At 57.4% G+C, this 18,022-nt stretch carries 16 protein-coding genes; 4 read left to right on the forward strand and 12 right to left on the reverse strand.

Features of this window, described 5'->3' with window-relative positions; translation table 11 throughout:
* Positions 1 to 15: 15 nt before the first annotated feature.
* A complete protein-coding gene (gene pepN / locus ACHZBF_RS12540; RefSeq protein WP_029131921.1) occupies positions 16 to 2,649 on the reverse strand; it encodes an aminopeptidase N in 2,634 nt (877 codons plus the stop codon).
* A 137-nt stretch (positions 2,650 to 2,786) separates the two neighbouring features.
* Positions 2,787 to 4,544: a diguanylate cyclase domain-containing protein gene (locus ACHZBF_RS12545; protein WP_321528635.1), complete on the reverse strand. Its 1,758-nt coding sequence runs from the start codon at positions 4,542 to 4,544 to the stop codon at positions 2,787 to 2,789.
* A 115-nt stretch (positions 4,545 to 4,659) separates the two neighbouring features.
* Between ACHZBF_RS12545 and grxC the strand changes: the two genes are divergently transcribed.
* From grxC to fusA, 4 genes are all read left to right on the forward strand, one after another.
* On the forward strand, positions 4,660 to 4,944 hold the full coding sequence (gene grxC, locus ACHZBF_RS12550; RefSeq protein WP_029131920.1) for a glutaredoxin 3: 285 nt from the start codon (positions 4,660 to 4,662) through the stop codon (positions 4,942 to 4,944).
* Entirely contained in the window at positions 4,941 to 5,339 is a 399-nt protein-coding gene (locus tag ACHZBF_RS12555; RefSeq protein ID WP_273439795.1) for an RNA-binding S4 domain-containing protein, read from the forward strand. The genes grxC and ACHZBF_RS12555 overlap by 4 nt, the downstream gene beginning before the upstream one ends.
* A gap of 1 nt (position 5,340) precedes the next feature.
* A complete protein-coding gene (locus tag ACHZBF_RS12560) occupies positions 5,341 to 5,784 on the forward strand; it encodes a hypothetical protein (protein ID WP_029131918.1) in 444 nt (147 codons plus the stop codon).
* A 162-nt stretch (positions 5,785 to 5,946) separates the two neighbouring features.
* Positions 5,947 to 8,004, forward strand: a complete 2,058-nt coding sequence (gene fusA, locus ACHZBF_RS12565) for an elongation factor G (protein ID WP_321528636.1) — start codon at positions 5,947 to 5,949, stop codon at positions 8,002 to 8,004.
* 133 nt (positions 8,005 to 8,137) lie between these two features.
* On the opposite strand, the gene ACHZBF_RS12570 is transcribed toward fusA, so the two are convergent.
* The 10 genes from ACHZBF_RS12570 to ACHZBF_RS12615 all read right to left on the reverse strand — a co-directional run bounded on the left by ACHZBF_RS12570 (position 8,138) and on the right by ACHZBF_RS12615 (position 17,979).
* Complete coding sequence (locus ACHZBF_RS12570) at positions 8,138 to 8,359, reverse strand: hypothetical protein (RefSeq protein WP_029131916.1); 222 nt, start codon at positions 8,357 to 8,359, stop codon at positions 8,138 to 8,140.
* A 173-nt stretch (positions 8,360 to 8,532) separates the two neighbouring features.
* Complete coding sequence (locus tag ACHZBF_RS12575; RefSeq protein WP_037374391.1) at positions 8,533 to 8,856, reverse strand: HesB/IscA family protein; 324 nt, start codon at positions 8,854 to 8,856, stop codon at positions 8,533 to 8,535.
* Between the two features lie 101 nt (positions 8,857 to 8,957).
* On the reverse strand, positions 8,958 to 10,361 hold the full coding sequence (locus ACHZBF_RS12580) for a cobyrinate a,c-diamide synthase (RefSeq protein ID WP_321528637.1): 1,404 nt from the start codon (positions 10,359 to 10,361) through the stop codon (positions 8,958 to 8,960).
* 226 nt (positions 10,362 to 10,587) lie between these two features.
* Positions 10,588 to 11,793, reverse strand: coding sequence for an NrfD/PsrC family molybdoenzyme membrane anchor subunit (nrfD, locus tag ACHZBF_RS12585; protein ID WP_029131913.1), 1,206 nt, complete (start codon positions 11,791 to 11,793; stop codon positions 10,588 to 10,590).
* 19 nt (positions 11,794 to 11,812) lie between these two features.
* Positions 11,813 to 12,586, reverse strand: a complete 774-nt coding sequence (gene dsrO / locus ACHZBF_RS12590; RefSeq protein WP_273439799.1) for a sulfate reduction electron transfer complex DsrMKJOP subunit DsrO — start codon at positions 12,584 to 12,586, stop codon at positions 11,813 to 11,815.
* Between the two features lie 2 nt (positions 12,587 to 12,588).
* The gene (locus ACHZBF_RS12595) at positions 12,589 to 13,047 is read right to left on the reverse strand and encodes a sulfur reduction protein DsrJ (RefSeq protein WP_321528638.1); all 459 of its coding nucleotides are present in this window, start codon (positions 13,045 to 13,047) and stop codon (positions 12,589 to 12,591) included.
* Between the two features lie 65 nt (positions 13,048 to 13,112).
* The gene (locus tag ACHZBF_RS12600; protein WP_321528639.1) at positions 13,113 to 15,068 is read right to left on the reverse strand and encodes an NAD(P)-binding protein; all 1,956 of its coding nucleotides are present in this window, start codon (positions 15,066 to 15,068) and stop codon (positions 13,113 to 13,115) included.
* Between the two features lie 88 nt (positions 15,069 to 15,156).
* On the reverse strand, positions 15,157 to 16,689 hold the full coding sequence (gene dsrK, locus ACHZBF_RS12605; RefSeq protein ID WP_029131911.1) for a sulfate reduction electron transfer complex DsrMKJOP subunit DsrK: 1,533 nt from the start codon (positions 16,687 to 16,689) through the stop codon (positions 15,157 to 15,159).
* Positions 16,690 to 16,728: 39 nt separating this feature from the next.
* Positions 16,729 to 17,448: a respiratory nitrate reductase subunit gamma gene (locus ACHZBF_RS12610; protein WP_029131910.1), complete on the reverse strand. Its 720-nt coding sequence runs from the start codon at positions 17,446 to 17,448 to the stop codon at positions 16,729 to 16,731.
* 198 nt (positions 17,449 to 17,646) lie between these two features.
* On the reverse strand, positions 17,647 to 17,979 hold the full coding sequence (locus ACHZBF_RS12615; RefSeq protein ID WP_321528640.1) for a TusE/DsrC/DsvC family sulfur relay protein: 333 nt from the start codon (positions 17,977 to 17,979) through the stop codon (positions 17,647 to 17,649).
* Positions 17,980 to 18,022: the final 43 nt, after the last annotated feature.

The following is an 18,022-nucleotide window of genomic DNA, read 5'->3' on the forward strand; positions in this document are numbered from 1 at the left end:
GTACTGAAGCGGCTGCTACTCCAGGCTTTTGGAGGCGATCTCGAACACATCCCGGGAGACCCCTTCGGTCTTGAGGATGCGTTCCAGCTGCGCCTTCATCTGCTGCTGGCGGGCCGGGTCATAGCGCTGCCAGCGGGCCATCAGGCGCACCATGCGTGAGGCCACCTGCGGGTTGAGGCCATCCAGTTCCAGCACCCGGTCTCCCAGGAAACGGTAACCGCTGCCGTCCGCCGCGTGGAAGCGCACCGCGTTACCGGAACAGAAGGCTCCGATCAGGGCACGTACCTTGTTCGGATTGGCGATGGAGAAGGCGGGGTGTTTCAGCAACGCCTGGACCCGCTGCAGGGTATCGGGTCGTTTCGACAGTGCCTGCAGGCTGAACCATTTGTCCAGCACCAGCGGATCACCCTGCCACTGTTGGTAGAACGCTTCCAGCAACTCGGCCGCCTCCGGGGTATCCCGGTCGGCCAGCAGGGAGAGCGCGGAGATCACGTCTGTCATGTTGTGCCCGGCCCGGTACTGCTCGACACAGAGCTGCTGGATGGTCTCATCGTCCAGCTGCATCAGGTAGCCGAGGGCGAGATTCCGCAGGCTGCGCCGCCCGATGGACGCGGCGTCCGGCTGATATTCACCCGGCACCTCGTTGGCCCGGTAAACCGCCAACAGTTCATTTCTCAGCTCGGTGGCCAGTAGGGTCTTGAGCCATTCCCGGGCCTGGTGAATCCCCGCCACATCCACCTCGGCCATCTGGTCACCCAGGTAGCTCTCGGACGGAAGGGTCAACACCTCGGCCAGCAGTGCCGGATCGGTTGAACCATCGGTCAACGCCTGACGAAACGCGTCGATGAATCCCGTCGGCACGGCGCTGTTCGGGTCAGCCACCAACTGCAGCAGAATACGCTGACTCAGGGTCTGGGCAGCATCCCAGCGGCTGAAGCCGTCACTGTCATGGGCCATCAGGAACATCAGCTGCGCATCACTGTAATCAAAGTGAACCTTCACCGGCGCCGAGAAGCCGCGCAGCAGCGACGGGACCGGGGTTTCGGGGACCTGCTCAAACACAAACTGTTGGCGGCGCTCGCTGAGCTCCAGCATACGGGTGCCCCGGATGGGCGTGGACTCGTCCTCGAGTTGCAACGCCAGATCGGCGCCCTTACTGTCCAGCAAACCCACCGCCAGCGGGATCAGGAACGGCGCCTTGTCCGGCTGGCCGGGAGTGGCCGGGCAGTGCTGCTCGACCGTCAGCGAATAAGTCTGACGCACGGCATCGTACTCGCCCCGGATGTTGAGTTCCGGCGTGCCGGCCTGGCTGTACCAGCGCTTGAACTGAGTCAGGTCACGCTTGCCGGCATCCGCCATACACTGCACAAAGTCATCGGTGGTAACGGCCTGTCCGTCAAAACGCTCGAAATAGAGATCGGTGCCGCGCCGGTAAGCCTCGGGGCCGAGCAGGTTGGACTGCATGCGCACCACTTCGGCGCCTTTTTCATACACCGTCACGGTGTAGAAGTTGTTGATCTCCATGTAGGAATCGGGTCGCACCGGATGGGCCATGGGACCGGCATCCTCGGCGAACTGGTGAGCGCGCAGCAGCCGCACATCCTCAATCCGCTTTACTCCCCGGGATCCCATGTCGGCCGAGAACTCCTGATCCCGGAATACCGTCAGCCCCTCTTTCAGGCTGAGCTGAAACCAGTCGCGGCAGGTGATGCGGTTGCCGGTCCAGTTGTGGAAATACTCGTGGGCGATGACCGACTCGATACCCTGGAAATCCCGGTCGGTAGCGGTGGCCGGCGAGGCCAGCACATACTTGGAGTTGAAGATGTTCAGCCCCTTGTTCTCCATCGCCCCCATGTTGAAATCGTTCACCGCCACAATCATGTAGATATCCAGGTCGTACTCGCGGCCATACTGCTGTTCATCCCAGCGCATGGCGTGCTTCAGCGATGCCATGGCATGTGCGCACTTATTGATGTTTTCCGGCTCGACGTAGATGCGCAGCGCCACCTGGCGACCCGAGGGCGTGGTGTGGCTATCCTCGATGAAACGAAGATCCCCCGCCACCAGGGCAAACAGGTAGGCCGGCTTGGGGAACGGATCGGCCCAGGTGATGCGGTGGCGACCGTCCGCCAGATCGACAGCCTCGGCCGGATTGCCATTGGAAAGCAGCACCGGGTAGCGCTGTTTATCGGCAGTGATGGTAGTGGTGAAGCGGCTCATCACATCGGGCCGGTCGAGGAACCAGGTAATCTTGCGGAAGCCCTCCGCCTCGCACTGGGTACAGAACATACCACCCGACTTGTACAAACCTTCGAGCGCGGTATTGTGCTGCGGCAGGATGCGCACCTCACTCTCCAGCACGAACCGGTCCGGGACCTGCCTGATGGTGAGCCCCTCGTCATCCTGGGCATAGGCGGCAGGAGCGAGTGGCTCGCCATCGAGCGCAAGGGAGAGCAGTTCCAGCTGCTCGCCGTGCAGACGCAGGTCCGCTGACCGGCTCTCGGCAGCGGGATTTCGGCGCAGTTCCAGCCGCGAGCGCACCCGGGTCCCCTCCTCCCCCAAGTCAAACTGGAGACTCACCTGATCAATAAGAAATTCCGGGGGTTGGTAATCCTTGAGGTAGACGGTACTGGGGGTGTCTCTGAGCATGGATGGTCTCTTCTGGCTGACTGAAAATGGTTACTGAAGCAATAGATCAGGATTCTATCCCACTATTCAACCCCGGATGGAGTAGCAGTATTCATCCGCAGCCCGGGGCAGACGGCACGACAAGCGCAGAATCAAGGTTATTTCCCGGTCGGAGATGACTCCACCGGTGATGGCTGATAAAAGCTGAAGCGGTCACGTCCGCCCTGTTTCGCCCGATACATCGCCAGATCGGCATTTCTGAGCAGCTCGGCCGCACTGTCGCCATCATCAGGATAACAGGCAATACCCACGGAGGCGGAGATACACTGCTGGGTGCCGGCCAGGTCGAACGGCCGGCACATCTGTGCCAGCACCTCGCCGGCCACCCGTTCCACCCCCTCCCGGTTGGCGATGCCGGTCAGGATGATATTGAACTCATCGCCACCCATACGCGCGACGCTATCACTGTCGCGCACACAGGCGGTCAGGCGCCGGGCCACCTCTTTGAGCAGCTGATCGCCCGCCTCGTGACCGAGGCTATCATTGATATGTTTGAACCGGTCAAGATCCACGAACAGCAGTGCAAACGACTCATCCTGGCGTTGTGCCTTAAGCAGGGTCTGGTTCAGGCGATCGTGAAACAGACTGCGATTGGGCAATTTGGTCAGCGCATCGTAATGGGCCTGACGCCAGATCTTCTCCTCCAGCGTCTTGCGTTCGGTGATATCGGCGAAGGTGACCACCGCGCCGAGCAGCTCGCCTTCACGCATCAGCGGGTGGGAGCGGAATTCAACCCTGAACAATTGGCCATCCGCACGCCGGAAATACTCTTCTTCACTGTGCGCCACACGCCCCTCCTCCAATGCGGACCGCAATCCACACACCTCCACCCCGCTGGCTTTGTCATCTGTTTGTGTGTGACACACCATATCGCAGACATTCTGACCAATCATGCTGTCGGCATCGCTGTAGCCGAGCAGATGCAGGGCCATCGGGTTGATAAAGGTAAAGCGACCTTCCTTGTCGATTCCGTAAATACCCTCCCCGGATGAGTCGATCAGCAGCCGCAGCTCCTCCTCGGCCTGCTCCCGGTCTTGCACCTGCTGCCTCAACTCGGCCGTGCGCTGCTCAACCACCCGGTCCTGCTGCTCCTTGGCCGCTTTCAGCAACAACATCTGGGTGCGGAAACGGGACAGGGCAAACAGTGTCAGACCCGACAGCAACAGCCAGACCGCAAAATGGATTCCGGCCATATTCCACTTCTGTTCATATTGCGGCGTCAGCAGCGATGCGGCCTTGAAAGTGACACTTGCCCCACCGCGGATATCCCCTACCTCGTAGCCCTGCTTCTCATGGCACTTGAGACAGGACTTTTTGGTAATCAGTGGCGCCATGAAACGGTAGACCGCATCCTGGCCCTGTCCGACAAGGCCCTGTACCCGCTCCGAGCCGGCCTCAAACGCCTGCAGCGCCCGGGTCTCCCAGGGATCGGCCACATTGTCCGGGTTGATCGGCTTGAGACTGGTCAGATGGACCCGGATATCCGACAACTCCTCTACCACATAAGTGAGCTGGCGAGTCATATAGGCGGGATTGAGCAGGGTCAGCGGCTTACCGGAGGGGGTGCTGATATCCCGCTCCTCTATCTCCAGGTACGGGTTGGGCTTGGTCTCCCCTTCCACCAGAACATAGACACCGCCGTGGCGCGCGTTCCACAGGCGCACAGACTCCACCATCTTGAAGACGAACTCGGCACGGTTTGCCGCGATCTCCCGGGAGTGGCGGTCCAGCTCATTCCAGTTCCAGGCAAACGATATGCCGACCACCGTCGTCCACAGCGCCAGGGGGATGAGCCAAAAGGTATGATTCAGAATATAGCGCTGCATGGTCTGGGCACTCTTGATCAGGGGGTCCATACTATACCCTCATATACCACTTTTTCTGTAGGTACATCGGGAATGTGCGTTACCTGGACCCCCCACATGACGCTTGATAGGATATGGCACCTCCTCTGTAATTTAGAGATCGAACATGCCAAAAGTCGTGATGTACACCACTGCCATCTGCCCCTACTGCATGCGCGCCAAATCGCTGCTCAACCGCAAGGGGGTGGCGTTTGAAGAGCTTCAAATCGAGGGCAACCGCGAGCGGATGCGAGAGATGATTCAGCGCAGCCGGCGTAACACCGTGCCGCAGATTTTCATTGATGACTACCATGTGGGCGGCTATGACGATATGGCCGAACTGGACATGATGGGCAAGCTGGACCCTCTGCTCGGTCTGGAACCACAAGGTGAGCCGGATATCATCACATGAACGCAGGGGAGAGAGCGCCGGAAATGCGTCTGGATAAATGGCTCTGGGCGGCGCGCTTCTTCAAGACGAGACAACTTGCCATCGAGGCGATCAACGGTGGCAAGGTTCATCTCAACGGCCAGCGCACCAAACCGGGCAAAACCGTCACCGTCGGCAGCCGGCTCATCATTCACAAGGAGTCCCTGGAGTGGCAGATCGAGATCAGGGAGCTGCCCAAACAGCGCCGCCCGGCCAGCGAGGCCGTCAACTTCTATCAGGAGAGTGAGGCCAGCCTGCTCAACCGGCAGCGGCAGATGGAAGAGCAGCGCCTGCTGCGGGCCGCCGCGCCCCGTCCCGCCCAGGGCAAGCCAAGCAAGCGGGACCGGCGCATGATTCACAGCTTTACCAGGAAGTAGCATGGATCAGGACGCCTACCGCAAGACCTACGAACAGATCAACGAACGCGCCTGCCTGTTCGAAAAATGCCTGTTCGCCGGACATGCCGGCTGTTCCCAATCGGAAAAGTTCAATCTGGCGGAACGCGAAGGCATACACTGCAAATCGGACAGCGCCCAGTCCCAGTGCGCAGACCTGCTGAATCTGCTGCGTCACCACAGCCGTTTTGTCCTGAAAGCCAGCCATGAGAGCAGCGTACTCAACCATGCCCAGGCGCTGCGCATCCAGGTAGGCGGTCTGCGCGGACTCGATCAGGTGATGGAAAAACACCAGGAGGCGATACGCTTTGTCCCGGACATCCATACCCTGGTCAGTAACGCACGCCAGCACTACGGCACCCTGGACAGCCTCCCCTTCGACCGGATCATCCAGCAGGTCGCCGCCTTCAAGGGACGCAGGGGCTGACATCCGCCTTCTCCCCCGGTCACCAGCGACTACACTCAGAAGAAACAGAGCGGCACTCCACCGCGACCACTTGTTGATCCGGGTCATGGCATCCGTGGCCATCTTCCAGTGGGATAACAAGAGATTCTAAAAAGCCGTTATTAAACTTCCGAGGAGAGCATAATGCCTGCCTACACCACCCAGGATATCCGGAATATCGCCCTGGTGGGCCAATCAGGCGCCGGTAAAACGACGCTGGTCGAGGCCCTCTTGTATCACGCCGGCGTGATACAGAACCAGGGTTCCATCGAACGGGGCGACACCGTCTGCGATTTCGATCCCCAGGAGAAACGCTACGAACATTCGCTGGATGCGGCCCTGGCCCATCTGCAGTTAGAGAACACCCATATCAATCTGCTTGACACCCCGGGACTGATCGACTTCTTCGGCCGCGCCTTCGGCGTCCTGCAGGCGGCCGAGACCACCGCCGTGGTGGTCAATGCGGAAACCGGCATTGAGCCGGCCACACTGGCGATGATGGAGCATGCTAAAAATGACGGCCTGTGCCGCATTATCATTATTAACAAGATCGACGCCGACCATCTGAACCTGGAGGCACTGCTGAATCGGATCCGCGAGACTTTCGGTGATGTCTGCCTGCCGCTCAACCTGCCGGCGGCCGAACAGGGCAAGGTGGTGGACTGCTTCTTCGCCCCGGACGGCGATCAGACCGCCTTCTCCTCGGTGGCCGAGGCGCATACCAATATCGTCGACCAGGTAGTGGAGATGGATGAGCAGCTGATGGAACTCTACCTGGAGCAGGGCGAAGAGCTGAAATCGGATCAGTTGCACGATCCCTTCGAGGCGGCACTGCGCGACGGACACCTGATCCCGATCTGCTTTGTCTCGGCAAAGAGCGGCGCCGGGATCAAACAGTTGCTGAAGATAATCACTCGCCTGCTGCCCGATCCGACCGAGGGCAATCCGCCCCATTTTCTCAAGGGAGAACCGCCGAAGACACAGCCGGCAAAGGTGCTTCCCGATCCGGACAAGCACGTGATTGCCCACGTATTCAAAGTCAGCAATGACCCGTTTCGGGGCAAGCTGGGGATGTTTCGGGTCTACCAGGGGACAGTCACCACCAATACCCAGCTGTTTATCGGCGACTCCCGCAAACCGTTCAAACCAAGTCACCTTTATCGTATCCAGGGCAACAACCAGACGGAGATGGCCCAGGCGATTCCTGGTGACATCTGCGCCGTGTCCCGCGTTGACGAGGTCTTCCGGGACGCCGTCCTGCACGACTCTCACGACGAGGATAATTTTCATCTGCAACCGGAGCAGTTCCCCATGCCACTGTTCGGCCTGGCGGTGGTACCAACGAAGCGGGGGGATGAGCAGAAGCTTTCCGATGCCTTGCTGAAGATCGCCTCGGAAGATCCCTGCCTGGCAATCGAACACGACGCCCAGGCCAACGAAACCGTGATTCGCGGCATGGGTGAGTTGCACCTGCGGGTGGTATTGGAACAGCTCAACGAACGCTATAACGTCTCGGTGGAGACCCACCCCCCGAGCATCCCTTACCGCGAAACCATCGGCGCATCTGCGGAAGGACACCATCGGCACAAGAAACAGACTGGGGGCGCCGGCCAGTTTGGCGAGGTATCGCTACGGGTGGCCCCCCTGGCCCGTGGCGAGGGGTTTGTATTCGTCGATGAAGTGAAGGGCGGCGTGATACCCGGCCAGTTTATCCCCGCCGTGGAGAAAGGCGTACGGCTGGCGCTGGAAGAGGGTTTTATCGCCGGTTACCCGATCCAGGACCTGCAAGTGACGGTGTACGATGGAAAATACCATGCCGTTGATTCGAAGGAGATCGCCTTCGTCACTGCCGGCAAGAAGGCCTTTCATGACGCCCTGGAGAAGGCACGGCCAATGGTACTGGAACCCGTGGTTAATATCAGCATCACCGCCAGCGGTGACGCCATGGGCGATATCACTGCAGACCTGACAGTCAAGCGGGGGCGAATTCACAATACCGAGATGACGCCGGATGGTCGCATGCTGATCAGTGGTCAGGCCCCGCTCGCCGAGCTGGACAGTTACAGCACCAAGCTGAAATCCATGACCGGCGGCGAAGGTACCTATGAGATCAGCTTCAGTCACTATGATCCCGTACCGGATAACGTCCAGCGCAGCCTGGCGGAAAAACACCAGCAGCATGTCCATCACCAGGAAGAGTAAGCGACTATTACCGGCTTGCCGGTCAGCAGGATGGGTGGTGCGGGAAGGAAAAACCGATTAGAGGCGCTGGATTTGATAACGGGTAAAGGCAGTATGCCTTTACCCATCCTTAATCCTTAGTAGCTCCGCACGCTCAGGAACAGATACCTGAACTGGCGAACACGCCGTCCCGCTCCCGCTGCAGCTCCTGCTCCATGGTGTAGTGCGGCTCGTCCGCTTCCAGTCGGACCTTGCGATCACCGTGGAACAACAGGCGTTCGACCACTGTGTTGATGTCATGAAACGATCCAGTCTGCAATCCGACCAGTTGGTCATAGACTGCCTTGTCGAGCGTAACCTGTACCTGATTATCCATACCACACCTCTACCTTCGGTTATGAGTTGTGTTAAAAATAGTATACCTATTTACTTGGTTATTCAAGATAAGACTGACTCGAAATAGCGCCAGAACCGCCTGTCTGGAAAAAACAAAACAGGATCACTGCTGTCCTATAAACTCCCTCTCCGGTCAGTTTCAACCAGACAATGCTATCTGGATCTGCTCTTGGGCGCCGGCAAATAGTTGGCGTCATGGGGATTGATAAAAATAAACCGCATCTCGCCGTCGTCCAGTTGCGCGTAGTCCATCACAGCCTCATCCAGCAACGTCACATATTGCGGCTCCATCACTACTTCAATACCGTTACTGACGATGCGAAGATCATCCTCCTTGGCCTCATCGAAGCCCATCAGGTAATCGATACTGCCATCCTCTTTCATCCTGGCGGCCATACGCAGAGCCATACCCTCCGTACCACCCTGTTCTGCTGCATTGCGTACCTGCTCAGCGGCATTTTCTGTGATTTCAAACATGAGAATGCTCCATACTGCTATGGGATGATCCCGTGTCGAGATTATCCCGGTTATACCTGCCCTTTCAAACTATATTGCGGCACTCTGGCTATTGTCTCCCTTCAGCCGACGCCTGTCTGTTGTGTTGTACCGTCATCTCCCCTGCAGCGGCGTACATGCGCCAGGAAACGTTCGATCCAGTGATTGCCACCCACATCCCGCAAGTGGGTGTAACTGGCCAGGAGATTCTTATAAACAATACCATCGTGGATCCCGTCAATCCCGGTGCCCCGGGTTACCTTGTAGGCGAAACGGATCTCCGGATCCAGGTTTTCCAAGGCCGAGTAGTGAAACTCATGCGCCGCGATGCCTGCGCTGCATCCCGGCACTTTTGGCCAGGGATTCTCGTCGGTCTCCTCCAGGCGCACATATCCCCTGCCCTGGGGTCGCTCATGCATTACCACGTCACCCGGGATGGCGCCGACCATCTCACACCGCCGATCCTGCCAATTCAGGCTGCGGGCCAGATACATCAACCCGCCACATTCGGCATAAACCGGACCGCCCTGATCGATAAACTCCCGAATCTCCCGGCGCAGTGAAACATTGGCCTGCAGCGCCTCCATCACCATCTCGGGAAAGCCACCACCGATGAACAGTCCGTCCACCGGCGGCAGTTGGGTATCGTTCAGGGTGTCGAAGGGGACCAGATCAACCCCCAGGTCACACATCTTCTGCAGATCGCCAGGATAATAAAAACCGAATGCCCGATCCCTGGGGTAGCCAATACGCAACTGCCCGGAGGAAGTCTGGATCTGTGGTTGTTTGGTAAAATCCAGCGCCGGCACATCAGCTGCAATGGCGAGTATCCGGTCGATATCCACCTGATCGGCGACCCGCTCCCCCAACTGGGCAATCTTCTTTTCCGCCAGCTCGCTCTCGTTGCTCGGCATCAACCCCAGGTGGCGCTCATCGATGACCAGTTCAGGGGCACTGTGCACCGCGCCGACTACCGGCAGATCGGTATAGTGACCGATCACGTTACAGAGTTTGGCTTCGTGCCGGCTGCCACCGACCTTATTCAGGATAACACCGGCAATACGTACATTGGGATCAAACGCCTGATAGCCGAGGATCAACGGTGCAATACCGCGGGTCATACCCCGGGCATCAATAACCAGAAACACCGGTGCCTGCAGTTGGGCCGCCAGGGCGGCGTTGCTGTTACTGCCATCCAGATCCAATCCGTCATACAGACCCTTGTTGCCCTCGATGACACCGATCTCGGCCTTGGCCATGGCGCGCCCGAACTCATCGTGGATCTCCTGCCTGGACATGGTAAAAAAATCCAGATTCACGCACGGCCGGCCACTGGCAGCAGTAAGCCAGAGCGGATCGATATAATCGGGCCCTTTCTTGAACGTCTGCACCTGCATGCCACGCCGACACAGGGCAGCCGTCAGACCAATCGACAATGTCGTCTTGCCTGAAGACTTGTGGGCGGCAGAGATGAAGAAATAGGACATAAGTCTTGGTCAGTTCAGTGACGCTGTTTCCAGTCCGCTGGCCAGGCTGCGACGGCCTGTCTGAAGCCTATAGTCACCCTTCCGGTTATGCCTGTAAAGCGGGGAAAACGATGGTGGTAGAGGAAACGCTATCCTCGCGGCCAAAGCAGCTCCTGCATGAGAACGCAGGAGCGGCTTCAGCCGCGATGCTTTTACCTGATCATGCGACAGGCGGGTACCGCAATGCTCAGACGCATTCGCCCTCAGCCGGATCTTCCAGGCTTTCCGGCAATACCCGCAGCATTCGGGCGCCAATTGCCACCAGGATCATGGAAACAGCCACACCGGCGATACCCAGTAGTGCTTCGGCCAATGAAGGCGAGTACCCCGCCACGACGCCGTCAAAGAAACTGCTCTCCAGCACCTCCTTGCCCGGGAACAGATTCATCGGAAATGCCTGACCACCGATCACGATTACGTAGATCTGGAAAAAACCGCCGATCAATACCAACAGGGAAGCCACTGTAATGGCAAACCGGGACGTCGCAAAAGCCGGTGAGTAGAGCAGGAACAGGGGAATAATTCCGCCGATCACCACCTGGCCGATCCAGAACATATTGGTATAGATGCCGCCATCCAGCAGGATGAAACGCTCAACACCGTGATGTTGGGTGACGTACAGGTTGGTCAGGTGATAGACCAGTGCAAAATAGAGTACTGCACCGACAAAAACGCCCAACAGATTTTTCAGCTTCGCCAGCCGCAAATCACCAATGCTGCGATCGGCCCACCAGTAGGCGGCCATCAGGGTAATGATAAAAAATGCCAGGCCGTAACTGAATGACATGATGATGAACATGGGCGCCATGATGGCGGCGTCATAGGCCTCACGGGCCACCAGAAAACCGAAGATGGAGCCGGTACCGGTGGTCAGTGCCAGTCGCCAGAAGAAAGCAGCAAAACCGATCGGGCGTTTGAACTGTTCAAACTTGCGATCCATCATTGCCCAAAGGTAGAGCCCGACAATAGTGAAGAAGCCGGTATAGAGAATAATATTCCAGGCAAAGATTGATTTGAAGTTATAGGTGGTCATGGCCACGATCAGTCGATCGGGACGGCCCAAGTCAAGCAACAGCACCACCAGACCACCGGCCAGCAATCCGATCGACAACAGACCCGAAAAGCGACCCAGCGGCTTGTACATCGGGCCACCAAACACGGAACCGATGGAAGCCACGTTCAGGGCACCCGAAGCCGCAACGATCAGGAAGATAGCGAACACATGAGGCAGTCCCCAGACAATCTGATTGCTCATGCCGGTCACGAAGTGGCCGTTGTGCTCCATATAGAAGGCAGCGCCCAGACCCACCAGAATAATGAAAGCGAGGGAGGCCAGTCCGCCCCAGTAACGGGGAGAACTGCAGTAGAGCTCGCGGTATTGTGTTTTTATCATCGACTTCTCTCCCTACCGCTTAGACATTGGTGTAACGAACGCCGGTATTCAGTTCGAGATCGGCCCGAATCTGACGACTGTGTTGCGCCTTCAGCGCTCTGGCGATTTCGCTATCCGGGTTTTTCAGATCACCAAACAGAATGGCCTTGTGGCCTTCCTGGTTGCAGGCATCCTGACACGCCGTAGTTTCCCGCCCGGCATCGATCCTGTTGGCACAGAGATGACAGGACTCGACACAGCCCTTACCCCTGGGTGCGCTGGTAAGCTGCTCGGCAATATCCTGATGGATGAATGAACGGGCTTTATAGGGGCAGGCCATCATGCAGTAGCGGCAGCCGATACAGATATGCCGATCCACCATGACGATACCATCTGCACGCTTGAATGAGGCGCCGGTGGGACAGACATCCACACAGGGCGGGTGCTCACAATGCTGGCACATCATCGGCAGATTGGAGATTTCACCAGTCTGGGTATCACGCAATTTAACCTTGCGAATCCATTGTGGCCGCTGGGCGTTCCACATCTCATCCGACTGTCCCTGCGGACGTTCGATAAGATCGATACCGTTCTCCTTGTCGCACGCCTCGACACAGGCGCTGCAGCCATCGGCACACTTGTTGGTATCGATCAGCATGCCCCAGCGAACCGCACTGCTGACACCCTCATCAGAACCGGCATTGGCAACGGTCAGCAGCACACCGGGAGCAACGGTGGCAGCACCCGCCGCCAGCACCGTCTTGCCGATGAAATCACGCCGTTGCAGATCAGGCTGGTCATTATTAATGCTCATGATCAGTTCCCCTCAATCTTGGCATGAAGACGAGTCAGTTCATCCCGGCTCAGGGATAGCGGCTGGTCAACGGACTGCAACAGGCCGAACACCTGGCGCTGATCACCTTCCCGCATTGCCGTGCCGTTGCCACTCATGTTTTCCGGTGTCTTGCGATGACACTGGAAGCAAGTGAGATTAACCGCCACATAGCTGTGGCAGGATTCGCAAAACTGGCCGTCGGCATTCACCGGCTTATAGGCGCCGGCGCTATCTTTTTCCGCATGACATTCCACGCACTCAGCCAGACTGTACTGCGTGTTTCTGATCCCTTTATGAACAGTCTCCCTGCGATCATGCTTGAGATAGTCCATGTGGTTTCGCCGCATCACTGCAGTAGGTGCTACACAAGTATCCAGGCCAGCCGCCTTGGAACCCTTTGTAACCGCGGAATCGCTGATGGCGCCGGTGGCGAGGAGCATGAGCGCTCCTCCCACGACCATCCCAGCAAATCGCCTGATGCCGGATAAACTACCCATTACTGCTCCTATTCACCCAGGCCCATCTGAATATAGCCAGTTGGGCAGACATCGCTGCAGACGTGGCAACCAATACATTTGTTGTAGTCGGTATCCACGTAACGACCGGTGGTCGCATCGGTCTTTTTGACCCGGAACACTGCATCCTGGGGACAAAAAACCACGCAGTTGTCACACTCGAAGCACATGCCACAACTCATGCAGCGTTTCGCTTCGGCCACCATCTGCTCCTCGCTGTAGGGGTGCAGACGTTCATGGAAATGCCCCAGCACCACTTCGGCGGATGGCACCTCTTCACTACGCTTGTTGCGTGGAGTAAAGGAGAAGTGGCCCAGGAACAGATCACTGGAGGGAATCACCTCTTGCTCGGCCCGATTCTCAAAGTTGTGCACCGCGTACTTGGCGCCATCGGTACCACGCTGATCACCGACCTTCGAATCAAAATGCTCCGGATCCTTGCCCGCCTCGTGCAGCTTATCCAGCAGGTCAAAGTGGTGTACGTCCACCTTGGGGCGTTTAGCCAGCTCTTCCTGCTTGAGGAAGCGATCAATACTCTCGGCGGCGATCGAGGCCTGGCCAATGGCGGTGGTCAGCAGATGGGGACGGATGATATCGCCGGCTACAAAGTGACCCTGTTTTCCCGGCACCTGGAAGAACTTGTCGGCATCGATCAGGTTGCGATCGTTGGCCATATCCTCGAGGCCGGTCATATCGCCGCCCTGGCCGATGGCCGAAACGATCAGGTCCGCTTCCAGCACACGCTCGGTGCCTTCAACCGGGATAGGTTTCATACCATCCATGGTGCAGTCACACACCTTCAGACCGGTGGCACGACCATCTTCACCAACAATCACTTCCAGCGGCATGACACCGTCCAGGATGGTGACGCCCTCGGTGGTGGCATCCTGCACTTCGTGCTCAGCCGCCATCATTTTGTCCTTGGTGAACAACGAGGTCAGAGTAACGTCGGAACCCTGGGCGTCGGCAGTTACCGCCACATCATGGGCGACATAACCATCCTGTACCACCAGTTCCGGACGATCCGTCGGATTCTTGTGCTTCACATGTCCCAGGCGACGGGCTACCGAGACCACATCGATGGAGGTATCGCCACCACCGATACAGACAACTTTTTCAGCAGTGACCTTCATACGACCCTCGTTGAAGGCCTTGAGGAAGGCGACGCCGGTGACGCAGTTGGGGGTACCTTCCCAGCCGGGGACCGGCAGGCCACGTCCACTCTGACAGCCCAGGGCCCAGAGCAGCGCGTCAAACTCTTTCTCCACATCGGCTGCGGCAACATCGCGACCAACCCGGGTCTTGAGGCGCAGTTCCACACCCATTTCGACAATCCGGTTCAGCTCGGCGTCCAGCTTGTCACGGGGAATACGATAGCCGGGGATGCCATAGCGCATCATGCCGCCCAGCTCCTCGTTCTCGTCGAAGATGGTGACACCGTAGCCCATGCGGCGCAGTTGGTAAGCGGCTGACATACCGGCGGGACCACCACCGATGACCGCTACCTTCTTGGCGATATCCGCACCGGGCGTGAACTTGTAGCCGTTGGCAATCGCAGAGTCACCGATATACTGCTCGACGGCATTGATACCGACGAAATCTTCCACGTCATTGCGGTTACAGCCGTCCTGACAGGGCGCCGGACAGACCCGGCCCATCATGGACGGGAAAGGATTGGCATCGGTGGAGCGGCGGAACATGTATTCGTCACGCTCGACACCCTCGGGTGGCTTCTCCTGACCGCGGGCAATCGCCAAGTAGCCACGGATATCCTCACCGGAAGGACAGCTGCCCTGACAGGGGGGTGTTTTATGAATGTAGGTCGGGCATTTGTATGAGGTATCTTCCCTGAAGATCTTCTCACTAAAATCGTCCCACTCGTTATCGCCTTCCTTATAGCGGCGGAAACTCAGTTTTGTGTTCATCTGTTCCGTAGGAGTTGCCATGGAATTCTCTCCTCAACCTATATAATTTTTAAAACACCGCCAATGACTGGATCACCGGCGCGTTATACCTCAACTCTTTCAACACCCTTTATGCATCACCGTTCGCATCGTCTTCGTCCTCATCGGTATTTTGTCCGGTGAGAACAATGGCGTTGCTGACCAGCTGATGGACACTGACAATCTGATCCATGTCCATGCCGTAGTAAGGCAACACCTTGGTAAACTGGCTTTTGCAAATGGCGCAGATGGCGGCCATGTGCGTTACACCCTCATCCTTGATGACATTCTGCAAGGCGGTCATGCGTGGTAGCGCCCCCTTGACACGGATTTCCATCAAATCATCCGTCAGCAGACCGCCACCGCCGCCGCAGCAGAAGGTCTTCTCCCCAATAGTCTCGTGATCCATGTCCACATAGTTGTTGCAAACCGCCTTGATGACTGCACGGGGAATATCAAATTGTCCACCCGGCTTGTCACCCATGCGGGTGGCGCGGGCCACGTTGCAGGAGTCATGGAAAGTCAGGGTCATATCATCGTTGGCGGACTTGTCAAACTTCAGCTTGCCCTGCTGGATCAGGTCATAGGTGTACTCACAGATGTGCTGCGGTACCGGATAACGGGGATCCAGAAAATCAAACGGGCCGGCCAGGGTGTTCAGGAATGCGTAAGCGACACGCCAGGCGTGACCACACTCACCAAATACAATCCGCTTGACGCCCAGTTCCAGCGCAGCCTGGCGAATACGCAGGGCGACCCGGCGCATGTTCTCATAACTGCCGATGAACATGCCGAAGTTGCCCGCCTCGGAGGCAGTGGTACTGAGAGTCCAGCTGACGCCCGCTTCATGAAATACCTTGCCGTAGCCAATCAGGCCGTCCACGTGGGGCTCGGCGAAGAAGTCAGCAGAGGGGGTCACCAGCAGGATCTCGGCACCCTTCACGTCCAGCGGGTACTTGACTGCCACGCCGGTCTCTTCCTCGACGTCCTCTTCCAGACCCTCCAGGGTATCCAGGATAGCGGGACCCGGCAGACCCAGGTTGTTGCCCTTCTCATGGACCTTGGCGATGATCTCGTTGCAGTACTTCTGGCCATAGCCGACGCTGTCGAGGATCTCACGGGCAGCCATGGAGATCTCTGCCGTATCGATACCGTAGGGGCAGAACACCGAACAGCGGCGGCACTGGGAACACTGATGGTAGTAGCTGTACCACTCATCCAGTGTTTCGCGGGTCAGATCCTTGGCGCCGACCAGCCAGGGGAAGTACTTGCCGGCAAAAGTGTTGTAACGGCGATAGACCTTGCGCAGCAGATCCTGACGGCCCACCGGCATGTTCTTCGGATCTTTGGTGCTGAGATAGTAGTGACACTTGTCGGTACAGGCACCACACTTAACGCAGGCATCCAGATACACTTGCAGGGAACGATAGCGCGAACGCAGATCATCCAGTTTCTCAAGCGCCTTATCATGCCAGTCATCTACCAGTTCACCCGGAAAACCCAACGGAATGTTGTGATCCGGTTTGGCGACAAACGGGCTGAGATGCGCCATTGTGCCTTCCACGAGTTCCGGCACATCCACATACTCCTGGAGCTCCGGTACATCGAATTCTGCCTTAGCCATGTAATACCCTCTTCGGCTTTCAGTCGATTGCTGCTGCGTTTATTCTTCCATCGCCTTCGCCCATTCGGCGAGGTGACGCTTTTCACGGGGGTTATCCACCTGGTTGCGGCTCGGACTGAAAAATATGCCCGGCACATGCAGCAGCTTGCTGAATGGGAACAGGATCATCAGCAACGCCACCAGCGTCAGATGTATGATCAATGGGAAATCAACAGGCAATGTGCCGATACTGAAACCCATCAGACCGGTGAAAAACTGTTTCACCATGACAATATCGGTGTGCGAAACGAACTTCATCATCAAACCGCTAATGCCGATAAGGAGCAGAACCAGTAGCCAGAGATAATCCGAAGGGGCCGAAATATAACGTACCCGATCAACGAAGATGCGGCGCACCAAAAGGCCTGCCAGACCGGCGAGCATTGCAAAGCCGGCATAAACTCCTATTGGCTGAATAAGCTGGATCGGCAGCCAGACGGGGTCCATGAAATAACGCAGGTGGCGCAACAAAACGACAAATAGCGCCATGTGAAAAAGCCAACCGAAAACCCAGGTCCATTTGGTACTCTTGAAAAGACTTTCGAAAAACACCACTTCACGGAACATGCGCATCACCACACCGGTTTGAGTAACCGGGGCCGGAGTGGTAGGAATCTTCAAGGGAGCCGGCGTCCTGGCATACTGGGCAATCTTTCTTGCCAGGCCAATCACCAGCACGACGGTCGCTACGATAAACAGCAACGCATAGACAGTGGACATGTTCCTGCGATCCTCAAGCTATTCTTATAACCGGAAGGCGTCAGCCCGCCGGTATGCAAAGCACTTCAACGAAGTGTGTCAGTATCTGGAAACCTCGCTTTCCGTTGCACAGAGCCACCTCCTCCAAAACGGAGGAGGTCACCCTGATACACCCTCCAATTCACTACAGGAGGGTGACCAATTCCCGACAATACCGGTTTAGATACAACCGGTCGGCTTGGGCAGGCCGGCGAAACGACACGCCTGCTTACCTGGGCCGTAGGGGAACAGGGCGTACAGGTATTTGCTGTTGCCTTTTTCCTTGCCCAGCTTCTTGCCGACCGCCTTGGTCAGAACGCGTACAGCCGGAGCGATCTGGTACTCTTCATAGTACTCGCGCAGGAAGTTAATGATGTCCCAGTGCTCGTCGGTCAGTTCCAGGTCATCCTCTTTGGCCATGACGTCTGCCACACCAGGCTCCCAGTCGGACAGATTGATCAGGTAACCTTCTTCATCCGTCTCAAAAGTTTTGCCGTTGACTTCAATTGCCATGATTCACTCTCCAGTAATGTACTCGTGTAAAAAAACCAATTAG

It is taken from the genome of Sedimenticola selenatireducens (genome assembly GCF_963675335.2).
Classification (GTDB): domain Bacteria; phylum Pseudomonadota; class Gammaproteobacteria; order Chromatiales; family Chromatiaceae; genus Sedimenticola; species Sedimenticola selenatireducens.